13 protein-coding genes and 1 pseudogene are annotated in these 16993 nt (G+C 33.8%); 13 read left to right on the forward strand and 1 reads right to left on the reverse strand.

What is annotated here, in order from left to right; translation table 11 throughout:
• The 9 genes and pseudogenes from B5P40_RS04400 to B5P40_RS04440 all read left to right on the forward strand — a co-directional run.
• A partial coding sequence (locus B5P40_RS04400) for an AHH domain-containing protein (RefSeq protein ID WP_258402109.1) occupies nt 1–507 on the forward strand: 507 nt, incomplete at its 5' end.
• Nucleotides 508–531: 24 nt separating this feature from the next.
• Nucleotides 532–987 (forward strand): DUF4274 domain-containing protein, encoded by a 456-nt coding sequence (locus B5P40_RS04405; protein ID WP_078176232.1) that lies wholly within the window; start codon nt 532–534, stop codon nt 985–987.
• A gap of 149 nt (nt 988–1136) precedes the next feature.
• Nucleotides 1137–1289, forward strand: a pseudogene (locus tag B5P40_RS04410) (sporulation protein YhbH); the annotation flags it as partial.
• Between the two features lie 128 nt (nt 1290–1417).
• Entirely contained in the window at nt 1418–4381 is a 2964-nt protein-coding gene (locus B5P40_RS04415) for a leucine-rich repeat domain-containing protein (RefSeq protein ID WP_113708906.1), read from the forward strand.
• Between the two features lie 303 nt (nt 4382–4684).
• A complete protein-coding gene (gene colA, locus B5P40_RS04420) occupies nt 4685–7582 on the forward strand; it encodes a collagenase ColA (protein ID WP_113708907.1) in 2898 nt (965 codons plus the stop codon).
• Nucleotides 7583–7829: 247 nt separating this feature from the next.
• Nucleotides 7830–8378 (forward strand): NfeD family protein, encoded by a 549-nt coding sequence (locus B5P40_RS04425; protein WP_002188231.1) that lies wholly within the window; start codon nt 7830–7832, stop codon nt 8376–8378.
• Nucleotides 8379–8390: 12 nt separating this feature from the next.
• Nucleotides 8391–9965, forward strand: coding sequence for a flotillin lipid rafts scaffold protein FloT (locus B5P40_RS04430; protein WP_113708908.1), 1575 nt, complete (start codon nt 8391–8393; stop codon nt 9963–9965).
• Nucleotides 9966–10146: 181 nt separating this feature from the next.
• Nucleotides 10147–11757 (forward strand): ATP-binding protein, encoded by a 1611-nt coding sequence (locus tag B5P40_RS04435; protein ID WP_113708909.1) that lies wholly within the window; start codon nt 10147–10149, stop codon nt 11755–11757.
• Nucleotides 11757–12449, forward strand: coding sequence for a response regulator (locus tag B5P40_RS04440; protein ID WP_002029668.1), 693 nt, complete (start codon nt 11757–11759; stop codon nt 12447–12449). The genes B5P40_RS04435 and B5P40_RS04440 overlap by 1 nt, the downstream gene beginning before the upstream one ends.
• A 69-nt stretch (nt 12450–12518) precedes the next feature.
• Here the strand turns inward: B5P40_RS04440 and B5P40_RS04445 are convergent, their stop codons facing one another.
• Nucleotides 12519–13823: a CitMHS family transporter gene (locus B5P40_RS04445; protein ID WP_113708910.1), complete on the reverse strand. Its 1305-nt coding sequence runs from the start codon at nt 13821–13823 to the stop codon at nt 12519–12521.
• A 255-nt stretch (nt 13824–14078) separates the two neighbouring features.
• Between B5P40_RS04445 and B5P40_RS04450 the strand changes: the two genes are divergently transcribed.
• The 4 genes from B5P40_RS04450 (at nt 14079) to B5P40_RS04465 (ending at nt 16986) form a co-directional block, all read left to right on the forward strand.
• The gene (locus tag B5P40_RS04450) at nt 14079–14333 is read left to right on the forward strand and encodes a hypothetical protein (RefSeq protein WP_002029671.1); all 255 of its coding nucleotides are present in this window, start codon (nt 14079–14081) and stop codon (nt 14331–14333) included.
• A gap of 136 nt (nt 14334–14469) precedes the next feature.
• Nucleotides 14470–14973 carry a nitrous oxide reductase accessory protein NosL gene (locus B5P40_RS04455; RefSeq protein WP_002140312.1) on the forward strand — a complete coding sequence of 168 codons (504 nt, stop codon included), beginning with the start codon at nt 14470–14472 and terminating at the stop codon, nt 14971–14973.
• 289 nt (nt 14974–15262) lie between these two features.
• Complete coding sequence (locus B5P40_RS04460) at nt 15263–16135, forward strand: ankyrin repeat domain-containing protein (protein WP_113708911.1); 873 nt, start codon at nt 15263–15265, stop codon at nt 16133–16135.
• A gap of 170 nt (nt 16136–16305) precedes the next feature.
• On the forward strand, nt 16306–16986 hold the full coding sequence (locus tag B5P40_RS04465; protein ID WP_002125110.1) for a GNAT family N-acetyltransferase: 681 nt from the start codon (nt 16306–16308) through the stop codon (nt 16984–16986).
• Nucleotides 16987–16993: the final 7 nt, after the last annotated feature.

Below are 16993 nucleotides of genomic sequence, written 5' to 3' on the forward strand. Positions count from 1 at the left end.
GTTGCTAAGAGTGAAACTAAGGGTACGGGTAATGGTAATAGTAATAGGATTATTCCTGGTACTCCGGGTGTTGTAACAGGAGGAAACTCTACTAAATTAGGAAAAAATATGATGACAGAAATGGGGCTTAAACGTTCAACTAAATGGAGTGGATATCAAGCACAGCATATTATTCCTTCTGAAATGGCAGATAATCCTGTAATTGAAAAGATAGGTATGAACTTTGATGACTCATCAAACGGTATTTTTCTAAGAGTACCAGATGATAATATAAGTACAATGGCTAGACACAGAGGATATCATTCTGTTTACAATGAAGTAGTTGCAAGAGCGTTAAATAAAATGGATATTAACCAAAGTATTGATAGTTTACAAAAGCAGGTATATGATTTGCAAAAAAATTTAAGAAAATTACAGGGGAATGGTTTACCATTGTATCCAAGCCAAGGTGCAACAGTAGAACTTTGGGAAAGAAAGCTAAAACAATTGGAAATACAAAATAAATAAATATCAGTAAGGTGGTAAGGTGTAATGGAAAATAAAGATATTAGTTTGCTTGAAGAATTACTTTATAATACAAATAAAGAGGATACAATTAGCCGAATAAAGAATATAGATAATCCAATAATCCTTCATTGTTTTGCAGCAAATTATAATTGGAATAGTGGATTTGATATACCAAATGCAATTCTTGAAAATAAAGATTGTGACTTAGGAACGGGATTACTAATGTTTCATTATGCGGATGGATATCGACTATTAGAAAGTCCGGAGGAAGTTTTGAATTCTCCATTACAAGAATGGAAGATTTTTATATTAAAAATTCAAAATAAAATTATGAATTTGGAGTTTAAAACACAAAATGTATCATTTAACCCTGAATTAACAAAAATTCAAATATTCAAGTTGAAAAAAAGCAACCCAAGTATTTCAGATATTCTTATTAGTGAGTCACCAGGAAATATAATTGATATTCCTAAAATATAAATAAGCATAAAAAACTCATTACAGTAAAATAAATGAGTTTGGTTATAATGTTATTTATGGGAGGACATTATTTCTTGAGGCAAAAATAATAAAGCAACAAGTGAGTTTTGGGAACAGAATATATTTAAATTTGGTTACATCCCTGCTAAGTAAACCAGTACAACCGCCACAGTACGCTTATGTCAGCATATAAAAATATTAAAGACGAGAATTTCAGATATTATATTTTAAAGCAAAAAGCAGATGTATTTCATGCGATGAAGAGCTTTTTTAAAGAAGAATCAGGAGAAAAAATGGCATAATCCCTTTTAAAGGGATTATTTTTTTGTAAACTTTTTATTTTTTTAGTTGATAATGATAATGAAAATCATTATCATTTATTCGAGAAATGATTACATTTTGATTTATATATTTTGGAGGAGATGTAAAGTTGGAAAGAAATAAAAGAAAACATATAAATGCGATGATTATCGCTGCGGCGCTATCGCTTCCATTTGCTACGTATTCAACGCCTGCTTTAGCAGCTGTAGCAATTGAGGCGAACAAAACTGGACATGCTTTAGAAGATGGTACATATGATGCTGTTATTAAAGCGTATAAAGATAAAACGAATGAAGAGTCTATGGCAGCTGTTTATATAAAAGATCCTAAATTAACCATTGAGAATGGGAAGAAAATTGTAACGGCAACGTTAAGTGATAGTGATTTCTTCGAATACTTGAAAACAGAGGATATTGATACTCCTGGTGTATTCCATGATGTAAAAGTCATATCAGAGGATAAAAAGAAAAATGGGACGAAGGTTATTCAATTTGAAATTGGAGAATTAGGAAAAAGATATAATATGCAAATGCATATTTATATTCCGACAATGGCCTATGATAATAAGTACCAGGTGCAGTTTGAAGTAAATGCGTTAAATCTAGAAAACAATGTTCCAAAAGATCAAAAGGAAAATAAAGAGGATACAGTGGATCAACAAGATGAAAGTGCAAATGTAATAGTTGATAAGAAATTACAACAGCATATTAATAAATATAATTTAGAGAGAAAAAATATAAATGAACCTATAACGAAGGAAGATTTATTACAAATTAAAACATTATCCATATACTCAGGTGAGGGGATAAATGAAATAGCTGGTTTAGAATATATGACAAACTTAGAGAAGTTGACATTAAGAGAGTCTAATGTAACAGACATATCTGTTATCTCGGGATTGAGACATTTGAAATATTTAGATTTATCCTCTAATCCAATTGAAAGCATTCAACCCGTTTCTAAGCTAGAGAATCTTGACATGCTCTTTTTAAGAGATAACAAAATTGCAGATCTTACACCGTTAAGTCAAATGAAAAAGATTAAAATATTAGATTTAATTGGTAATAATATAAAGGATCTTACACCATTATTTACAGTGTTATCGTTAGAAGAAGTATACTTAGCAAATAATCAAATTAGTAATCTTTCGGGTATTGAGAAGTTAAAGAATGTGAATCTATTATGGATAGGAAATAATAAAATTAGTGATGTTGAGCCTATTAGTAAAATGAGTAATCTTATTGAACTAGAAATTGCTGATAGTGAAATAAAAGATATATCATCATTATCTAAATTAGTAAAAATACAAGTATTGAATTTAGAAGAGAATTATATCTCTGATATATCGCCACTGAGTAATTTAACAAATTTACATGAGATAAATCTTGGAGCGAATGAAATTTCTGACATAAAGTCTGTTGAGGAATTGGGTAAGCGAACTTCAATAGATATTCAAAGACAAAAAATCTTTTTAGATGAAGCAAGCGTAGATGAAGAAATAAAAATTCCAGTATACAATTTTAAAGGAGAGCCACTTCAAAATATTAAATTGAAAAGTGAGGGGGCTACGCTGAGTAACGGATTTATAAAATGGAATAGTCCTGGAGAAAAAATATATGAATTTAAACTAGATACGAATCCTGCTGAAAGTAAAATAAGATTTAATGGGACGGTTATACAAAGTATAGTTGAAAAACAAACAGAAAGTAAAAATGTAATTCTTGATAAAAATTTACAACAACATATTAATAAAAAGAATTTTGGTAGAGAGAATCTAAATGCCCCTATAACAAAAGAAGATTTATTGCAGATTAAAACATTAGAGATACTTAAAGAAAAAGGAAAAGAGATAAAAGATCTAACTGGTTTAGAATATATGACGAACTTAGAAAACCTCACTTTAGAAGGAGTAGGGTTGAAAAATATTGAGTTCATTTCAAACTTGAAACAATTGAAAGACGTGAATGTATCTCATAATAAAATTGAAGATATAACGCTGTTATCTTCACTGGAAAATTTACAGTGGTTAAACCTTGCGGATAATCATATTAAAGATGTATCAGTTCTTGGTTCAATGTTAGACCTACTCAGTTTAAAATTAGCTGGAAATGAGATTCGTGATGTAAGGCCGTTAATACAATTAGGTCAATGGTTTTCAATTGATGCCGGAAGACAAAAAATCATTTTAAATGAAGCGAAAGTAAATGAAGAAATTCAAGTTCCGGTATATGACTTAGAAGGAGAAACTATTGAGAATATTAAACTAACAAGTGAGGGTGAAACGTTTAATAACGGAGTAATGAAATGGAGTACTCCAGGTGAAAAGGTATATAAATTTGATTTAGATTCGGATGAAACTAGTATAAGCTTTAATGGAACAGTTATCCAGAATATAGTTGAAAAAGAAGAAGTGACAGAACCAACAAAAGAAGTTGAAGAAGTAAAAGAGCCGGTAAAAGAAGTTGAAGAAATAAAAGAAGAAGTAAAAGAGCCGATAAAAGAAGTTGAAGAAACAAAAGAAGAAGTAAAAGAGCCGGTAAAAGAAATTGAAGAAACAAAAGAAGAAGTAAAAGAGCCGATAAAAGAAGTTGAAGAAACAAAAGAAGAAGTAAAAGAGCCGATAAAAGAAGTTGCAGGTACAAAAGAAGAAGTAAAAGAGCCGGCGAAAGAAGTTGCAGGTACAAAAGAAGAGGTAAAAGAGCCGGTAAAAGAAATTGAAGAAACAAAAGAAGAAGTAAAAGAGCCGATAAAAGAAGTTGAAGAAACAAAAGAAGAAGTAAAAGAGCCGGCGAAAGAAGTTGCAGGTACAAAAGAAGAGGTAAAAGAATCAGCAACTGGATTGGATCAAGAGCCAAAAGGGAATAATCAAGTTGGTCCAGTAAAAGTGGTAGGACAAGAGAGTGCGAAAGAAAAAGATTCAAATAAACAACATGCTAATAAGCAAGAGGAAAATCAGAAGTCTTTAGCAGCAACTGGTGGTCAAGCTAACACACCGACCTTACTTTCTGGATTAGCACTTGTTCTTTCAGCATTAAGTATGTTTGTATTTAGAAAGAGATTATTTAAGAAATAAATAACGTTTTATCTTATTATTATACAAAATGATTATATAAGTTTTTGAGAAGCCCTTATTATAGAAATTTCATGTTGAAATATGCTTATGATAAGGGCTTTTTGAATAGGGGAAGGATATTAATAGGAGGATGTTTCGATTGCTTAAATAATGGAGCAACTGTAGCGGAAACTGTAAGGCCCTTTCGTTCACTATATGTTCAAAATGTATGAAGAAATAATATGAAATATTGCATTTTATATCATTTTATCCAGATAATATGTTAATTTTTTGAATGGAATATATAAATAGGGGGGCAATAATATGAACAAGAAATCAAAGATCAATAAAGTGTTGCTTAGTATTAGTACAATGGCGCTATCGCTCGGAGCAATTCAAACGAATGTATCAGCAGAAGAAAAGGTACCGTATAATGTATTGCATTCGAAACCAGTTGGAATTGAAAAACCAGTAGATGAGATCGGACACGCTTCTAAAGCCGAGGAAACATTATCATTTCAAGAACGTTTAAAAGTAGGAGATTTTTCACAGCGACCAGCATCTATTACGAAGAAATCGGCAGTAAAGCAAGCTAAAGAAAGCTATTCAATGGCTGATTTAAACAAAATGAATGATCAAGAATTAATTGAAACGTTAGGCAGTATTAAGTGGCACCAAATTACAGACTTATTCCAGTTTAATGAAGATGCAAAAGCCTTTTATAAAGATAACGGAAAAATGCAAGTAATTATAGACGAATTAGCTCATAGAGGTAGTACATTTACGAAAGATGATTCAAAAGGAATTCAAACGTTTACTGAAGTGTTACGTTCAGCTTTTTATCTTGCATTTTATAATAATGAATTAAGCGACTTAAATGAAAGAAGCTTCCAGGACAAATGTTTACCAGCGTTAAAAGCTATTGCGAAAAATCCCAACTTTAAGCTTGGAACAAATGAGCAAGATACAGTCGTATCTGCATACGGAAAATTAATTAGTAATGCATCAAGTGATGTTGAAACGGTGCAATACGCATCGAATATTTTAAAACAATATAATGATAATTTTAATGCATATGTAGACGATCGTATGAAAGGACAAGCTGTATACGATATGATGCAAGGCATTGATTATGATATACAGTCTTACTTAAATGAGGCTCGTAAAGAAGCGAATGAAACGATGTGGTATGGAAAAGTAGATGGGTTTATTAATGAAATAAATCGTATTGCTCTTCTAAATGAAGTAACGCCAGAAAATAAATGGCTCGTTAATAATGGAATTTATTTTGCTAGTCGTTTAGGTAAGTTTCATAGTAATCCAAATAAAGGATTAGAGGTTGTTACACAGGCAATGCATATGTACCCGCGTTTAAGTGAGCCGTATTTTGTTGCAGTAGAACAAATTACAACAAACTATAATGGGAAAGATTATAGCGGGAATACGGTAGATTTAGAGAAGATACGTAAAGAAGGAAAAGAGCAATACTTACCAAAAACGTATACATTCGATGATGGATCTATTGTATTTAAAACTGGGGATAAAGTGTCAGAAGAAAAAATCAAGAGATTATATTGGGCTGCGAAGGAAGTAAAAGCGCAATATCACCGTGTGATCGGAAATGACAAAGCTTTAGAACAAGGTAATGCAGACGACGTATTAACGATAGTAATCTATAATACTCCAGACGAATACCAGTTAAATAGACAATTGTATGGATATGAAACAAACAACGGTGGAATTTATATTGAAGAGACAGGGACATTCTTTACATATGAGCGTACGCCAGAGCAAAGTATTTATAGTTTAGAAGAGTTATTCCGTCATGAGTTTACTCATTATCTTCAAGGGAGATATGAAGTTCCCGGTTTATTTGGAAGAGGAGATATGTATCAAAATGAAAGATTAACTTGGTTCCAAGAAGGGAATGCAGAATTTTTCGCAGGATCTACTCGTACAAATAACGTTGTACCAAGAAAGAGCATCATTAGTGGATTATCATCTGATCCTGCAAGTCGTTATACAGCAGAGCGTACACTATTTGCTAAATATGGTTCTTGGGATTTCTATAACTACTCGTTCGCATTGCAATCTTACTTATATACTCATCAATTTGAAACGTTTGATAAAATTCAAGATTTAATTCGTGCGAATGATGTGGGAAATTATGATACGTATCGTGAGACTTTAAGTAAAGATTCTAAGTTAAATAAAGAGTATCAAGAGTATATGCAGCAGTTAATTGATAATCAAGATAAGTACAATGTGCCGGAAGTAGCAGATGATTATTTAGCTGAACATGCACCAAAAGCACTAACAGAAGTGAAGAAAGAAATTAGTGAAACGTTGTCTATGAAAGATACAAAAATGACAAAGCATACATCTCAATTCTTTAATACATTTACATTAGAAGGCACATTTACAGGTAGTGTAACAAAAGGTGAGTCAGAAGACTGGAAAGTAATGAGTAAAAGAGTAAATGAGGCTTTAGAACAATTGACGCAAAAAGAATGGAGTGGCTACAAAACGGTTACAGCATATTTCGTCAATTACCGTGTGAATAGCTCTAATCAATTTGAATATGATGTAGTCTTCCACGGTATCGCAAAAGATGACGGAGAAAATAAAGCTCCGACGGTTAATGTAAACGGACCTTATAACGGGCTTGTAAAAGAAGGAATTCAATTCAAAAGTGATGGGTCAAACGATGAAGATGGAAAAATCGTTTCTTATTTATGGGACTTCGGGGATGGAAGTACAAGTACAGAAGTTAATCCAGTACATGCATATGAAAGAGAAGGAACTTATAAAGTAGCGTTAAGAGTAAAAGATGATAAAGGTAAAGAGAGCAGAAATGAAACAACTGTTACGATTAAAGATGGGAGTTTAACAGAATCTGAACCAAATAATCGTTCAGAGGAAGCAAATCGTATTGGGTTAAACACTACTATAAAAGGTAGCCTTATCGGTGGGGATCATACCGATGTTTATACATTTAATGTCGCATCAGCGAAAGATATCGATATTTCTGTTTTAAATGAGTATGGAATCGGGATGACATGGGTACTTCACCATGAATCAGATATGCAAAATTACGCAGCTTATGGTCAAGCTAATGGAAATCGTATAGAAGCAAAATTTAATGCAAAACCAGGTAAGTATTACTTGTATGTATATAAATATGATAATGGCGATGGAGCGTACGCATTATCAGTAAAATAAGTGCTTTTCCAATGTATGTTTAACTTTACTTTTTGTGGAAAATAGTATATTATATAGATATACAATATATCGGTTATTTACTAGGAGGAGCCTGTCACAATAGGTTTCTCCTGTTCTTTTTTAGAGGCCTGTCTTACAGGCTTTTCTTTAAAAGATAAATAACTGAAAATTAAGAACGATAATCTTTGAAAGAGGTGGGGCATACATATAACAAAAAAAGGGATTGTTTAAGAAAGGGGGATAAGAAATGGTCTTGTTTGGTTATCCACTTGAAACAATTTATTTATATGGATTTATTATTGCTACTATACTCACTGTTATTTATATTTTCTTTGGAGATATATTTGAATCAATATTTAGTTTTGGGGGCGGATCTGTATCCGTTGTAACTTTATTACTTAGTTTTTTTGCAATGTTATGTGGATTTAGTTATATAGGAGAATATTTATTTTCCTTTAATAGCATTATTACTTTTGGTGGCTCATTTGCTATATCCTTTATCGGTGTTTTCATAATGAAAATATTAATTTTAAAACCGATTGCAGAGGCAGAGCAAAATACAATGCACCGCATGGATGAATTTATTGGACGAAAAGGAGAAGTAATTATATCGATTCCGAAAGAAGGATTTGGAGAAGTATTAATCTCATCCCAATTTGGGAGTAATGCAATACCAGCGAAAACAATTGGGAAAAAAGATATTTCACAAGGAACCGAGGTCATTATTGAAGGAGTTCAAGATGGTGTTTTGCTTGTACAAAACATCGCTTATTCTTTAAAGAAACCAAAATTATAAGGGGGAATTTACATGACGATTCCATTAATTATCGGTGGAGTTTTACTCGCAATTTTACTTCTACTCATTTTAGTATTCATTACGAAGTATCGTACAGTTGGTCCAGATGAAGCATTAATTGTAACAGGGAACTGGCTTGGTGGTGGAAAGAATGTCGTTACCACTGATGATGGAAAGAAGATTAAGATTATCCGCGGTGGCGGTACTTTCGTTGTTCCAATTATGCAACGGGCAGAACTTCTTAGCTTATTAAACTACAAATTAGAAGTTGGAACACGTGATACGTATACGAAACAAGGTGTACCGATTACAGTAAACGGTGTTTCTATTATTAAAGTAGGATCGACAATTGAAGAAGTTTCTACAGCAGCTGAACAATATTTAGGAAAAGAAACGGAAGAGTTAAAAGTAGAAGCAAAAGAAGTTTTAGAAGGGCATCTACGTGCTATTTTATCTTCTATGACAGTAGAAGATGCTTATAGTAATAGAGAGCAATTCGCACAAAAGGTGCATGAAGTGGCTTCTACTGATTTGAAGAAGATGGGACTTCGCATCGTTTCCTTTACAATTAAAGAAATAATGGATAAAAACGGTTACTTAGATGCACTTGGTCAGCCGCAAATTGCAATGGTTAAGCGTGATGCAACAGTTGCAAATGCAGAGCGTGAAAAAGAGGCACGAATTGAAAAAGCTCGTGCTGAGAAAGAAGCAAAAGAAGCGGAATATCAACGTGATGCACAAATCGCTGAAGCTGAAAAACATAAGGAATTAAAAGTACAATCTTATAAGAGAGACCAAGAACAAGCTCGCGCAGATGCAGATCTTTCTTATGAATTACAACAAGCGAAAGCACAACAAGGTGTTACAGAAGAGCAAATGCGAGTTAAAATCATTGAGCGTGAAAAGCAAATTGAGTTAGAAGAAAAAGAGATTGCGCGTCGTGAAAAGCAATACGATGCAGAAGTAAAGAAAAAGGCAGATGCAGATCGCTATGCTGTTGAACAATCAGCCGAAGCGGAAAAAGTAAAACAAATGAAAAAAGCAGATGCGGATCAATATAAAATTGAAGCAGAAGCAAGAGCACGTGCAGAAGAAGTACGTGTAGAAGGTTTAGCAAAAGCAGAAATTGAAAAAGCGCAAGGTCAAGCGAAAGCGGAAGTACAAAAAGCGCAAGGTACAGCGGAAGCAGATGTTATTAGGTTAAAAGGTTTAGCAGAAGCAGAAGCGAAACAAAAAATTGCAGAAGCATTTGAATTATATGGGCAAGCGGCAATTATGGATATGGTTTTAAAAATGCTTCCAAGTTATGCGAAAGAAATTGCAAGTCCACTTAGCAATATTGATAAAATTACAGTTGTTGATACAGGCGGCGGTGGTAAGAATAGCGGTGCGGGGAAGGTTGCAGGCTATGCGACTGATTTAATGGCAACAATGCAGGAAACACTAAAAGCTTCTTCTGGTATTGATTTAAAAGAGTTATTAGAAGGGTTTGCAGGAAAAGGGGCAGTACAACAATTAGCAAATGATAAACCTGTTGTATCTGTAGTAGAAGATAAGGAAAAAGAAGTAGAGAAAGATAAGGAATAGTAAGGTGAAAAGCCCCTCTAGTAAATAGATATTAGAGGGGCTTTTGTGTGTTTATAGGACTCTCTGCTAACACTAAGGCAGAGTAGTGAATAATGATATAAAAGTAAAGAAATAAATGTGGTATGATTAAGTTGAAAAATCTGTATATTCTTTGAATTCTATCTTCAGTAATGTTAGGGGAATGATTTTGAAATTGAAGAAATTGAAACTGCAACCGAGAATTACATTAACTATTAGTACACTTATTCTTGTTGTACTGCTGTTAACGAGTTATTTATTTTACTACATATTATCTGAAACAGTAGAAGAACAAATTGGAAAAAGGGCGTTGCATGTTGCGAAAACAGTTGCTGCTATACCGGAAATCGGGGAAGCTTTTCAAAAAGAAAATCCAGCTTCTATTATTCAGCCAATTGCAGAAAAAATTCGAATCGAAACAGATGCTGATTTTATTGTAGTTGGAAATAAAGATGGTATTCGTTATGCGCATCCTAAGCGAGATAAAATAGGAGAGAGAATGGTTGGCGGAGATAATGAAGGGGTTCTATTAGAAGGGGAATCTTATGTTTCGAAAGCAACGGGATCATTAGGGCCTTCACTACGCGGAAAAGTCCCGATTCGTAATCAGGATAATGAAATTATTGGTGTAGTATCTGTTGGTTTTTCAATGGATGATATTCATGGAGCGATAGAAGTGTATGGAAAGCGTGTGTTTTGGATTACAATAACAGGTCTGTTAATTGGGATAATAGGCTCTGTATATTTAGCAAAAAGTATTAAGCGGATGATGTTTGGAATGGAGCCAGAAGAAATTTCATCTTTATACGAGGAGCATAGTACAGTTATTCAATCTGTACGTGAAGGGATTGTAGTAATCGATAAAAATGGAATGGTTAGTTTAGTAAATCAAGCGGCATACGATATCCTTTCTTTAGATAAACAACAAAATATAATGGGAGAATTTATTTTAGATGTTATTCCTAATTCATCGATACTGGATGTACTTCAAACCGGAGAAGAACAATTTGATCGCCAATTAAATATAAAGGGACAGGATGTTATTGCTAATCGTCTACCTATTAAAGTTAATCATAAAGTAACTGGTGTAGTATCCAGTTTACGCCTGAAATCTGAAATGGATCAATTAACAGCAGAATTGTCTCAAACGCGGCAATATACAGAGGCATTGCGGGCACAAACGCATGAATATAACAATTTATTGTATACGCTTTCGGGTCTTATCCAATTAGAGTCGTATGAAGATGCTTTAGAGCTTATTCATAAGGAAACAGCAGTATATCAAGAGTTCGTTCAATTTATTATGAAACGAATTCAAAATCCATGGTTAGGTGGGATTTTAATTGGATTTTATAATAGGGCGCGAGAGTTGAAGATTGATTTTATGTTAGATCGGGAAAGTAGTTTAGAAGAGTTAAGTCCGCATATTGAGAGTAATTACGTTGTTTCTATTTTAGGGAATTTGATTACGAATGCATTTGAAGCAATCGAAAGAAATCACGAACATAATAAGAAAGTAAGAATGTTTGTAACAGACATTGGAGAAGAAATATTAATTGAAGTGGAAGATTCAGGACAAGGTGTTCATGATGAAATAATTACAAGTATATTCTATAAAGGTTTTTCGACGAAGGCGGGCGAAAAACGTGGATATGGATTAGCGAAAGTCAAAGAGTTAGTGGAAGATTTAAATGGGAGTATTGCGATTGAAAAAGGGGATTTAGGTGGTGCTTTATTTATAATTGCATTACCGAAAGAGAGAGGCGAATTGTAATGAATGAGGGGATTGAAGTATTGATTGTAGAAGATGATATTCGGATTGCGGAAATTCATCGTCGTTTTACTGAAAAAATTGAAGGGTTTAAAGTAATTGGAACAGCAACGACTGGGGAACAGGCGAAAGAATGGTTAGAGTTTGTAAAGCCACAACTCGTTTTATTAGATGTATATTTACCTGACATGCAAGGGACTGAACTCGTCACATATATTAGGCATAATTTGCATGATACAGATATTATTATGATTACAGCCGCATCAGAGACGGATGTAGTGCGACATGCTTTACGAGGCGGAGTAACAGATTATATTGTAAAGCCACTTACATTTGATCGGTTTAAAACAAGTTTAGAAAGTTATCAAAAGAAGATTACGAAGTTAAAGAAAAATACTCAATTATCTTCAGAACAGATTGAACATCTATGGTCCCAAAGAGGGGTGCAGGCAAATCAAATAGAATATGCGCCAAAAGGAATCGACCCTTTAACGTTAGCAAAAATAAAAAAGCATATGCTAACTATTAATGAAGAGGGAATTACTGCAGAGATATTAAGTTCAATGGTAGGTGTAAGCCGATCAACTGCGAGGCGCTATTTAGAGTATTTGATCTCTGGAAAGAAAGTGCATGCGGAGCTTATATATGGAAGTGTGGGAAGGCCAGAAAGAAGGTATTTCCGCGTTTCTTCATAGGGGATTTTTACAACAATAAAAACAGTAGAGGATTATTACATTTCCTCTACTGTTTTTTCTAGTTTCATCTTATATTGGAATAATTCCAATTACAATTCCAGTAATCAACATAACCATTGTCGTTCCAACGGCCCAAAGTAAAGTGAATCGTTGGTGTTCACCAAAATCAACCTTGGCCATTCCGACTAATAAATAAGTGGAAGCAACGAGGGGACTCAGTAAGTGAACAGGTTGACCGAGTAACGAAGCACGTCCCATTTCTGCTGCACTAATTCCGTAAGCGGCAGCAGCTTTCGTTAAAATAGGTAATACGCCGAAGTAAAAAGCATCATTAGACATGAAAAATGTGAACGGCATACTTAGTAAAGCTGTAATAATTGGAAGCTGTGGGCCAAGTGCATCTGGTATAAGAGTAACAACACTTTGAGCCATCGCATCTACCATTTTTGTTCCAGATAGAATACCTGTGAAAATTCCAGCAGCAAAGACGAGAGAAACAACCGCTAATACGTTTCCAGTGTGAGACGCAATACGCTCTTTTTGTTGCTCTAAGTTTGGATAGTTAATCATAACGGCAATAGCAAAAGCGACTGTAAATAGAACAGGTAGCGGCATAACTTCTAGTATGAGACAGACAAGTAATGTAGCGGTCAATAAAAAGTTAATCCATAGAAGTTTAGGGCGTTTATGCACGGCAGCTTCAACAGTCGCAGCTTGCTCATCCATTGTTTGCATTTGTTTTAAATATTGTACATCCATAATTCCTAAACGTTTTCTTTCTTTTTTTCCAAGATAGTAGGCAACGAAAACTACCCAAATTGCACCAGCAATCATTCCTGGTATAAGTGGTGTGAAGAGCTCTGATGCATCAAGTCCAAGAGCACTCATAACCCGAGCAGTTGGTCCACCCCAAGGTGTAAGATTTGTAACACCTGCCCCTAACATAACAACCCCAGCTAATATAAGTGGATTCATTCCAAGACGTTTATATAGTGGATACATTGCGGAAACTGTAATCATATATGTTGTTGTTCCGTCACCATCTAATGAAACGATAATAGTAAGAATAGCTGTACCAACAACAATTTTTAAAGGATCACCTTTTACAAATTTTAAAATTTTACTAATAACAGGATCGAATAAACCGCTATCAATCATAATTCCGAAATATAAAATGGCGAACATAAGCATAATACCAGTAGGTGCTAGCTTTTGAATTCCTTCTAACATCATCGGGCCCATATTGGCATAAAAGCCACCAATTAATGCGAAAATAATTGGAACTAATATTAATGCTACTAAGGCTGACATACGTTTAGTCATAATCAAAAACATAAAGACGAATACCATTGCAAATCCAAGTAATGCTACCATGTAATCTCCCCCTCAAAAAATGATTGCGCTTTCAATATAAAACGAAAATTCAGATAAAAGGTTTTTTATTTATAATAAAAGGTTCAATTCGAATGGTAAATAATTAAAGAAATAACATTATTAGAAACATAATCTTTATTTTGATCATTTTGTTCATGAGGTAATTTTGAATTTTTAAAAAGATAAATGCCTTCGTACAAGAATGGTAGAATAAGGTGAAAACGAGAAGCGCGTGAAGTAGGGAGTAGATTTTGAATGGAAACAAGAATAGAAGAGATTTATAGTTCATGTAAAGGAAAAGTAGAGGAGATTTTTATTAATGAATCCTCTTACGTATATGAATGGGAGAAATTAATGATGATCCGAAAAAATGATGGTGAGCTTGAGAAAATCGGGATAGGGATTAGTGGAAATATAAGATTAGTAAATGTAGAAGTTGGACAGGAAATTGATACGGATACATTATTAGTTAAGCTGGAAGATGATTTATTAATTACTGGTTGTGAATGATGAGGGATGTGTAGAAGTAACTGCACATCTCTTTTTTGTTCCATATATTACAAAAAGAACATTGTTTTTTCACAAATCTCACACAACCTTCTGCTATTCTTTTCGTGGAGTATACGGTTTTTAGGGAGGAATATTAATGAGGGTAAAATATGTCGTACTTGTTATATGTGTATGTTTCATCTTTATGGCAGTAGGATGTGGAAAACAGGAAATAAAAGCTGTGGCAATTAATGAGAAACATGATAAATGTGATATTTGCCAAATCGGGGTAATGGATAATCAATTTGCAACAGAAATCATTTTAGAAAGTGGAAAAGCGTTAAAGTTTGATGATATCGGTTGTATGTATAAATGGATGGAGATCAATTCAGGTGAAAAGACGAAAGAAAAATTTGTTCGAGATTATGATTCGAAAGATTGGGTTTCGTTAGAAGATGCTACTTACGTATATGATAAAACAATAACGACACCGATGGCTTATAATGTCATTTCATTTAAAAATAAAAAAGATGCAGAGAGTTTTGTATCTAACTATAAGGGGAAAGTTCTTTCGTATAAAGAGCTATCAGAGCATAAATGGGAAATGAATAAAGAGATGATGGGAAAACCGAAAACAGGGAATCACGGTGGGCATCATTAATAATAGAAAAAGACAACTATATAGTTGTCTTTTTCTATTATTACTCAGGTGCAAATATAGAAAAGGTGTAAAAATTTTAGAAGAACGGTTACAATGGAATATAGTAACCTAAAGCAATCATTTATGTACTTTTTAGAAATATATACAAATGCGGTAAAAACGTGCTAAACTAATTGCTTCATAATGTTAATGATGAGGCCATCAGGCGTATCATTCCAATAGGTTGAGAAACATAGTATAAGTTTAAGATAATCCGATTAAAGAAGGAATCTAAAGGGCTTATGGATAAATGTACTCAAGAAGAGTTATTGTATGTGATGGAGGAATGGTTAAGAAAACATTATCTTTCATAGGAGCTGTAGTTGTGAGAAAACAAAAAATTTTATTATGTATGTTATTAGGACTTTTAATGACGGTAGTGGCTTGCGATAAGCAAGAGGAGCCAGAATCAAAACCGGTTCATGTGAAAAACGAAAAGAAAAAAGAAAAGCATAAAGAACAGGAAGAATCTAAAGAAGAAAAAAGTATAAATTTAATGGACAAACAGTTGCTACTTTCTGCGACGCTTGGAGACACAGAAACAGCTATGAAGCTGATCCAAGATGGAGCGAATATCAATGTAGAAGGTGACAACGGAGAAACGCCTGTCCTTGCAGCGACGTATCAAAATCATGTAGAGACAGTTAAAGCATTAATTGATGCGGGTGCTGATATTGAAATTCAAGACGAAAAACAAAGTAATCCATTTCTTTATGCAAGTAGAGAAGGATATACGGATATTGTAAAAGTATTAATTAATGCAGGAGTTAATACGAAGGAAACGACTAAGTCAGGTGGAACAGCACTTATTTCTGCATCTGAGCGTGGCCATGTAGAGGTTGTTAAAGCATTATTAGAGCATACAGATATTGATGTGAATTATAAGAATGAACGTGGTGGAACAGCTTTATTAGAAGCAATTGTATTAGGAAATGGTAGTGAAAGTCATAAGAAAGTAATTCAAATGCTTATTGACCACGGGGCAGATGTAAATATGGCCAATAAGGAAAATATTACGCCGCTGCAATATGCTGAAAAAAGAGGTTTTAAAGATATTGCGAATATGTTGAGGATAGCTGGAGCGAATGAAGTAGTACAGCCGCAACCACAACTGGCGGAATAACAAGCTGAAGAAATAAGAAGCACGAAATAATCCCATTTAGATAGACAGAATGAAGAAGTCATTTTAGTATGATGGATTCAGTAATGTGTATTTAAATGGGATTTTTGTTTTGAAAAAATGGATGGATGCTATATCGAGAAGGCTACAAATAGTAATTAAGGAGGGTATAAATGCGATTTTCAGAACTTGAGTTAATAGCAATTCAGGCAGAAGTTTTATTTGTTCATAATCAAGTAGGAAGAATAAAGTGTGTAAATGAAAATGGAAATCTGAAAGCACCACGTTTTTTTCTTAGCAGAACTCGTGAAGGGAATATAACGAGGTATCATTATAAACTGCATGGTGAAATGATAAGTAAGATTGAGAAATTAATTCGAGAATGCTCAAATCACATTGAGATAGCAAAGATCATTAAAGTATTAAATGAAGAGAGAACGGTGGAGAATATTTGGGTGGGTCCTGCTTTCATGTTCCCTAATAATTTACATAAGCCAACTAGAACAATACAAATAACAGAGAAGAATAAAGAGCTTTTGCGAGAAAATTTTTCTAATCTAATAGAACAGATGGAATGGAGGCGACCTTATTTTGCAATTGTAAAAAATGAAAAGGTAGTTTCTATATGTTGCAGTGCCAGAAGTACGCCCGTAGCTGCTGAGGCAAGTGTGGAAACTTTAGTGGAGTTTCAAGGGAATGGATATGGTGCTGATGTCGTTACAGCCTGGGCACTATCAATACAAGAGGAAAAGCGCATTCCGCTTTATAGTACTTCTTGGGATAACTTTGCTTCGCAAGCAGTGGCGAGAAAACTAAAACTCATTAACTATGGAATGAATTTACATATTGATTGAATTTTAA

It is taken from the genome of Bacillus sp. SRB_8 (genome assembly GCF_003264205.1).
GTDB classification, from domain to species: Bacteria; Bacillota; Bacilli; order Bacillales; family Bacillaceae_G; genus Bacillus_A; species Bacillus_A mycoides.

What these genes read in the sequence shown, in the direction of transcription:
- B5P40_RS04405 (WP_078176232.1), top strand. Translation starts at nt 532, where the DNA reads ATGGAAAATAAAGATATTAGTTTGCTTGAAGAATTACTTTATAATACA.
- colA (WP_113708907.1), top strand. Translation starts at nt 4,685, where the DNA reads ATGAACAAGAAATCAAAGATCAATAAAGTGTTGCTTAGTATTAGTACA.
- B5P40_RS04425 (WP_002188231.1), top strand. Translation starts at nt 7,830, where the DNA reads ATGGTCTTGTTTGGTTATCCACTTGAAACAATTTATTTATATGGATTT.
- B5P40_RS04430 (WP_113708908.1), top strand. Translation starts at nt 8,391, where the DNA reads ATGACGATTCCATTAATTATCGGTGGAGTTTTACTCGCAATTTTACTT.
- B5P40_RS04435 (WP_113708909.1), top strand. Translation starts at nt 10,147, where the DNA reads ATGATTTTGAAATTGAAGAAATTGAAACTGCAACCGAGAATTACATTA.
- B5P40_RS04440 (WP_002029668.1), top strand. Translation starts at nt 11,757, where the DNA reads ATGAATGAGGGGATTGAAGTATTGATTGTAGAAGATGATATTCGGATT.
- B5P40_RS04445 (WP_113708910.1), bottom strand. Translation starts at nt 13,823, where the DNA reads ATGGTAGCATTACTTGGATTTGCAATGGTATTCGTCTTTATGTTTTTG.
- B5P40_RS04450 (WP_002029671.1), top strand. Translation starts at nt 14,079, where the DNA reads ATGGAAACAAGAATAGAAGAGATTTATAGTTCATGTAAAGGAAAAGTA.
- B5P40_RS04455 (WP_002140312.1), top strand. Translation starts at nt 14,470, where the DNA reads ATGAGGGTAAAATATGTCGTACTTGTTATATGTGTATGTTTCATCTTT.
- B5P40_RS04460 (WP_113708911.1), top strand. Translation starts at nt 15,263, where the DNA reads ATGTACTCAAGAAGAGTTATTGTATGTGATGGAGGAATGGTTAAGAAA.
- B5P40_RS04465 (WP_002125110.1), top strand. Translation starts at nt 16,306, where the DNA reads ATGCGATTTTCAGAACTTGAGTTAATAGCAATTCAGGCAGAAGTTTTA.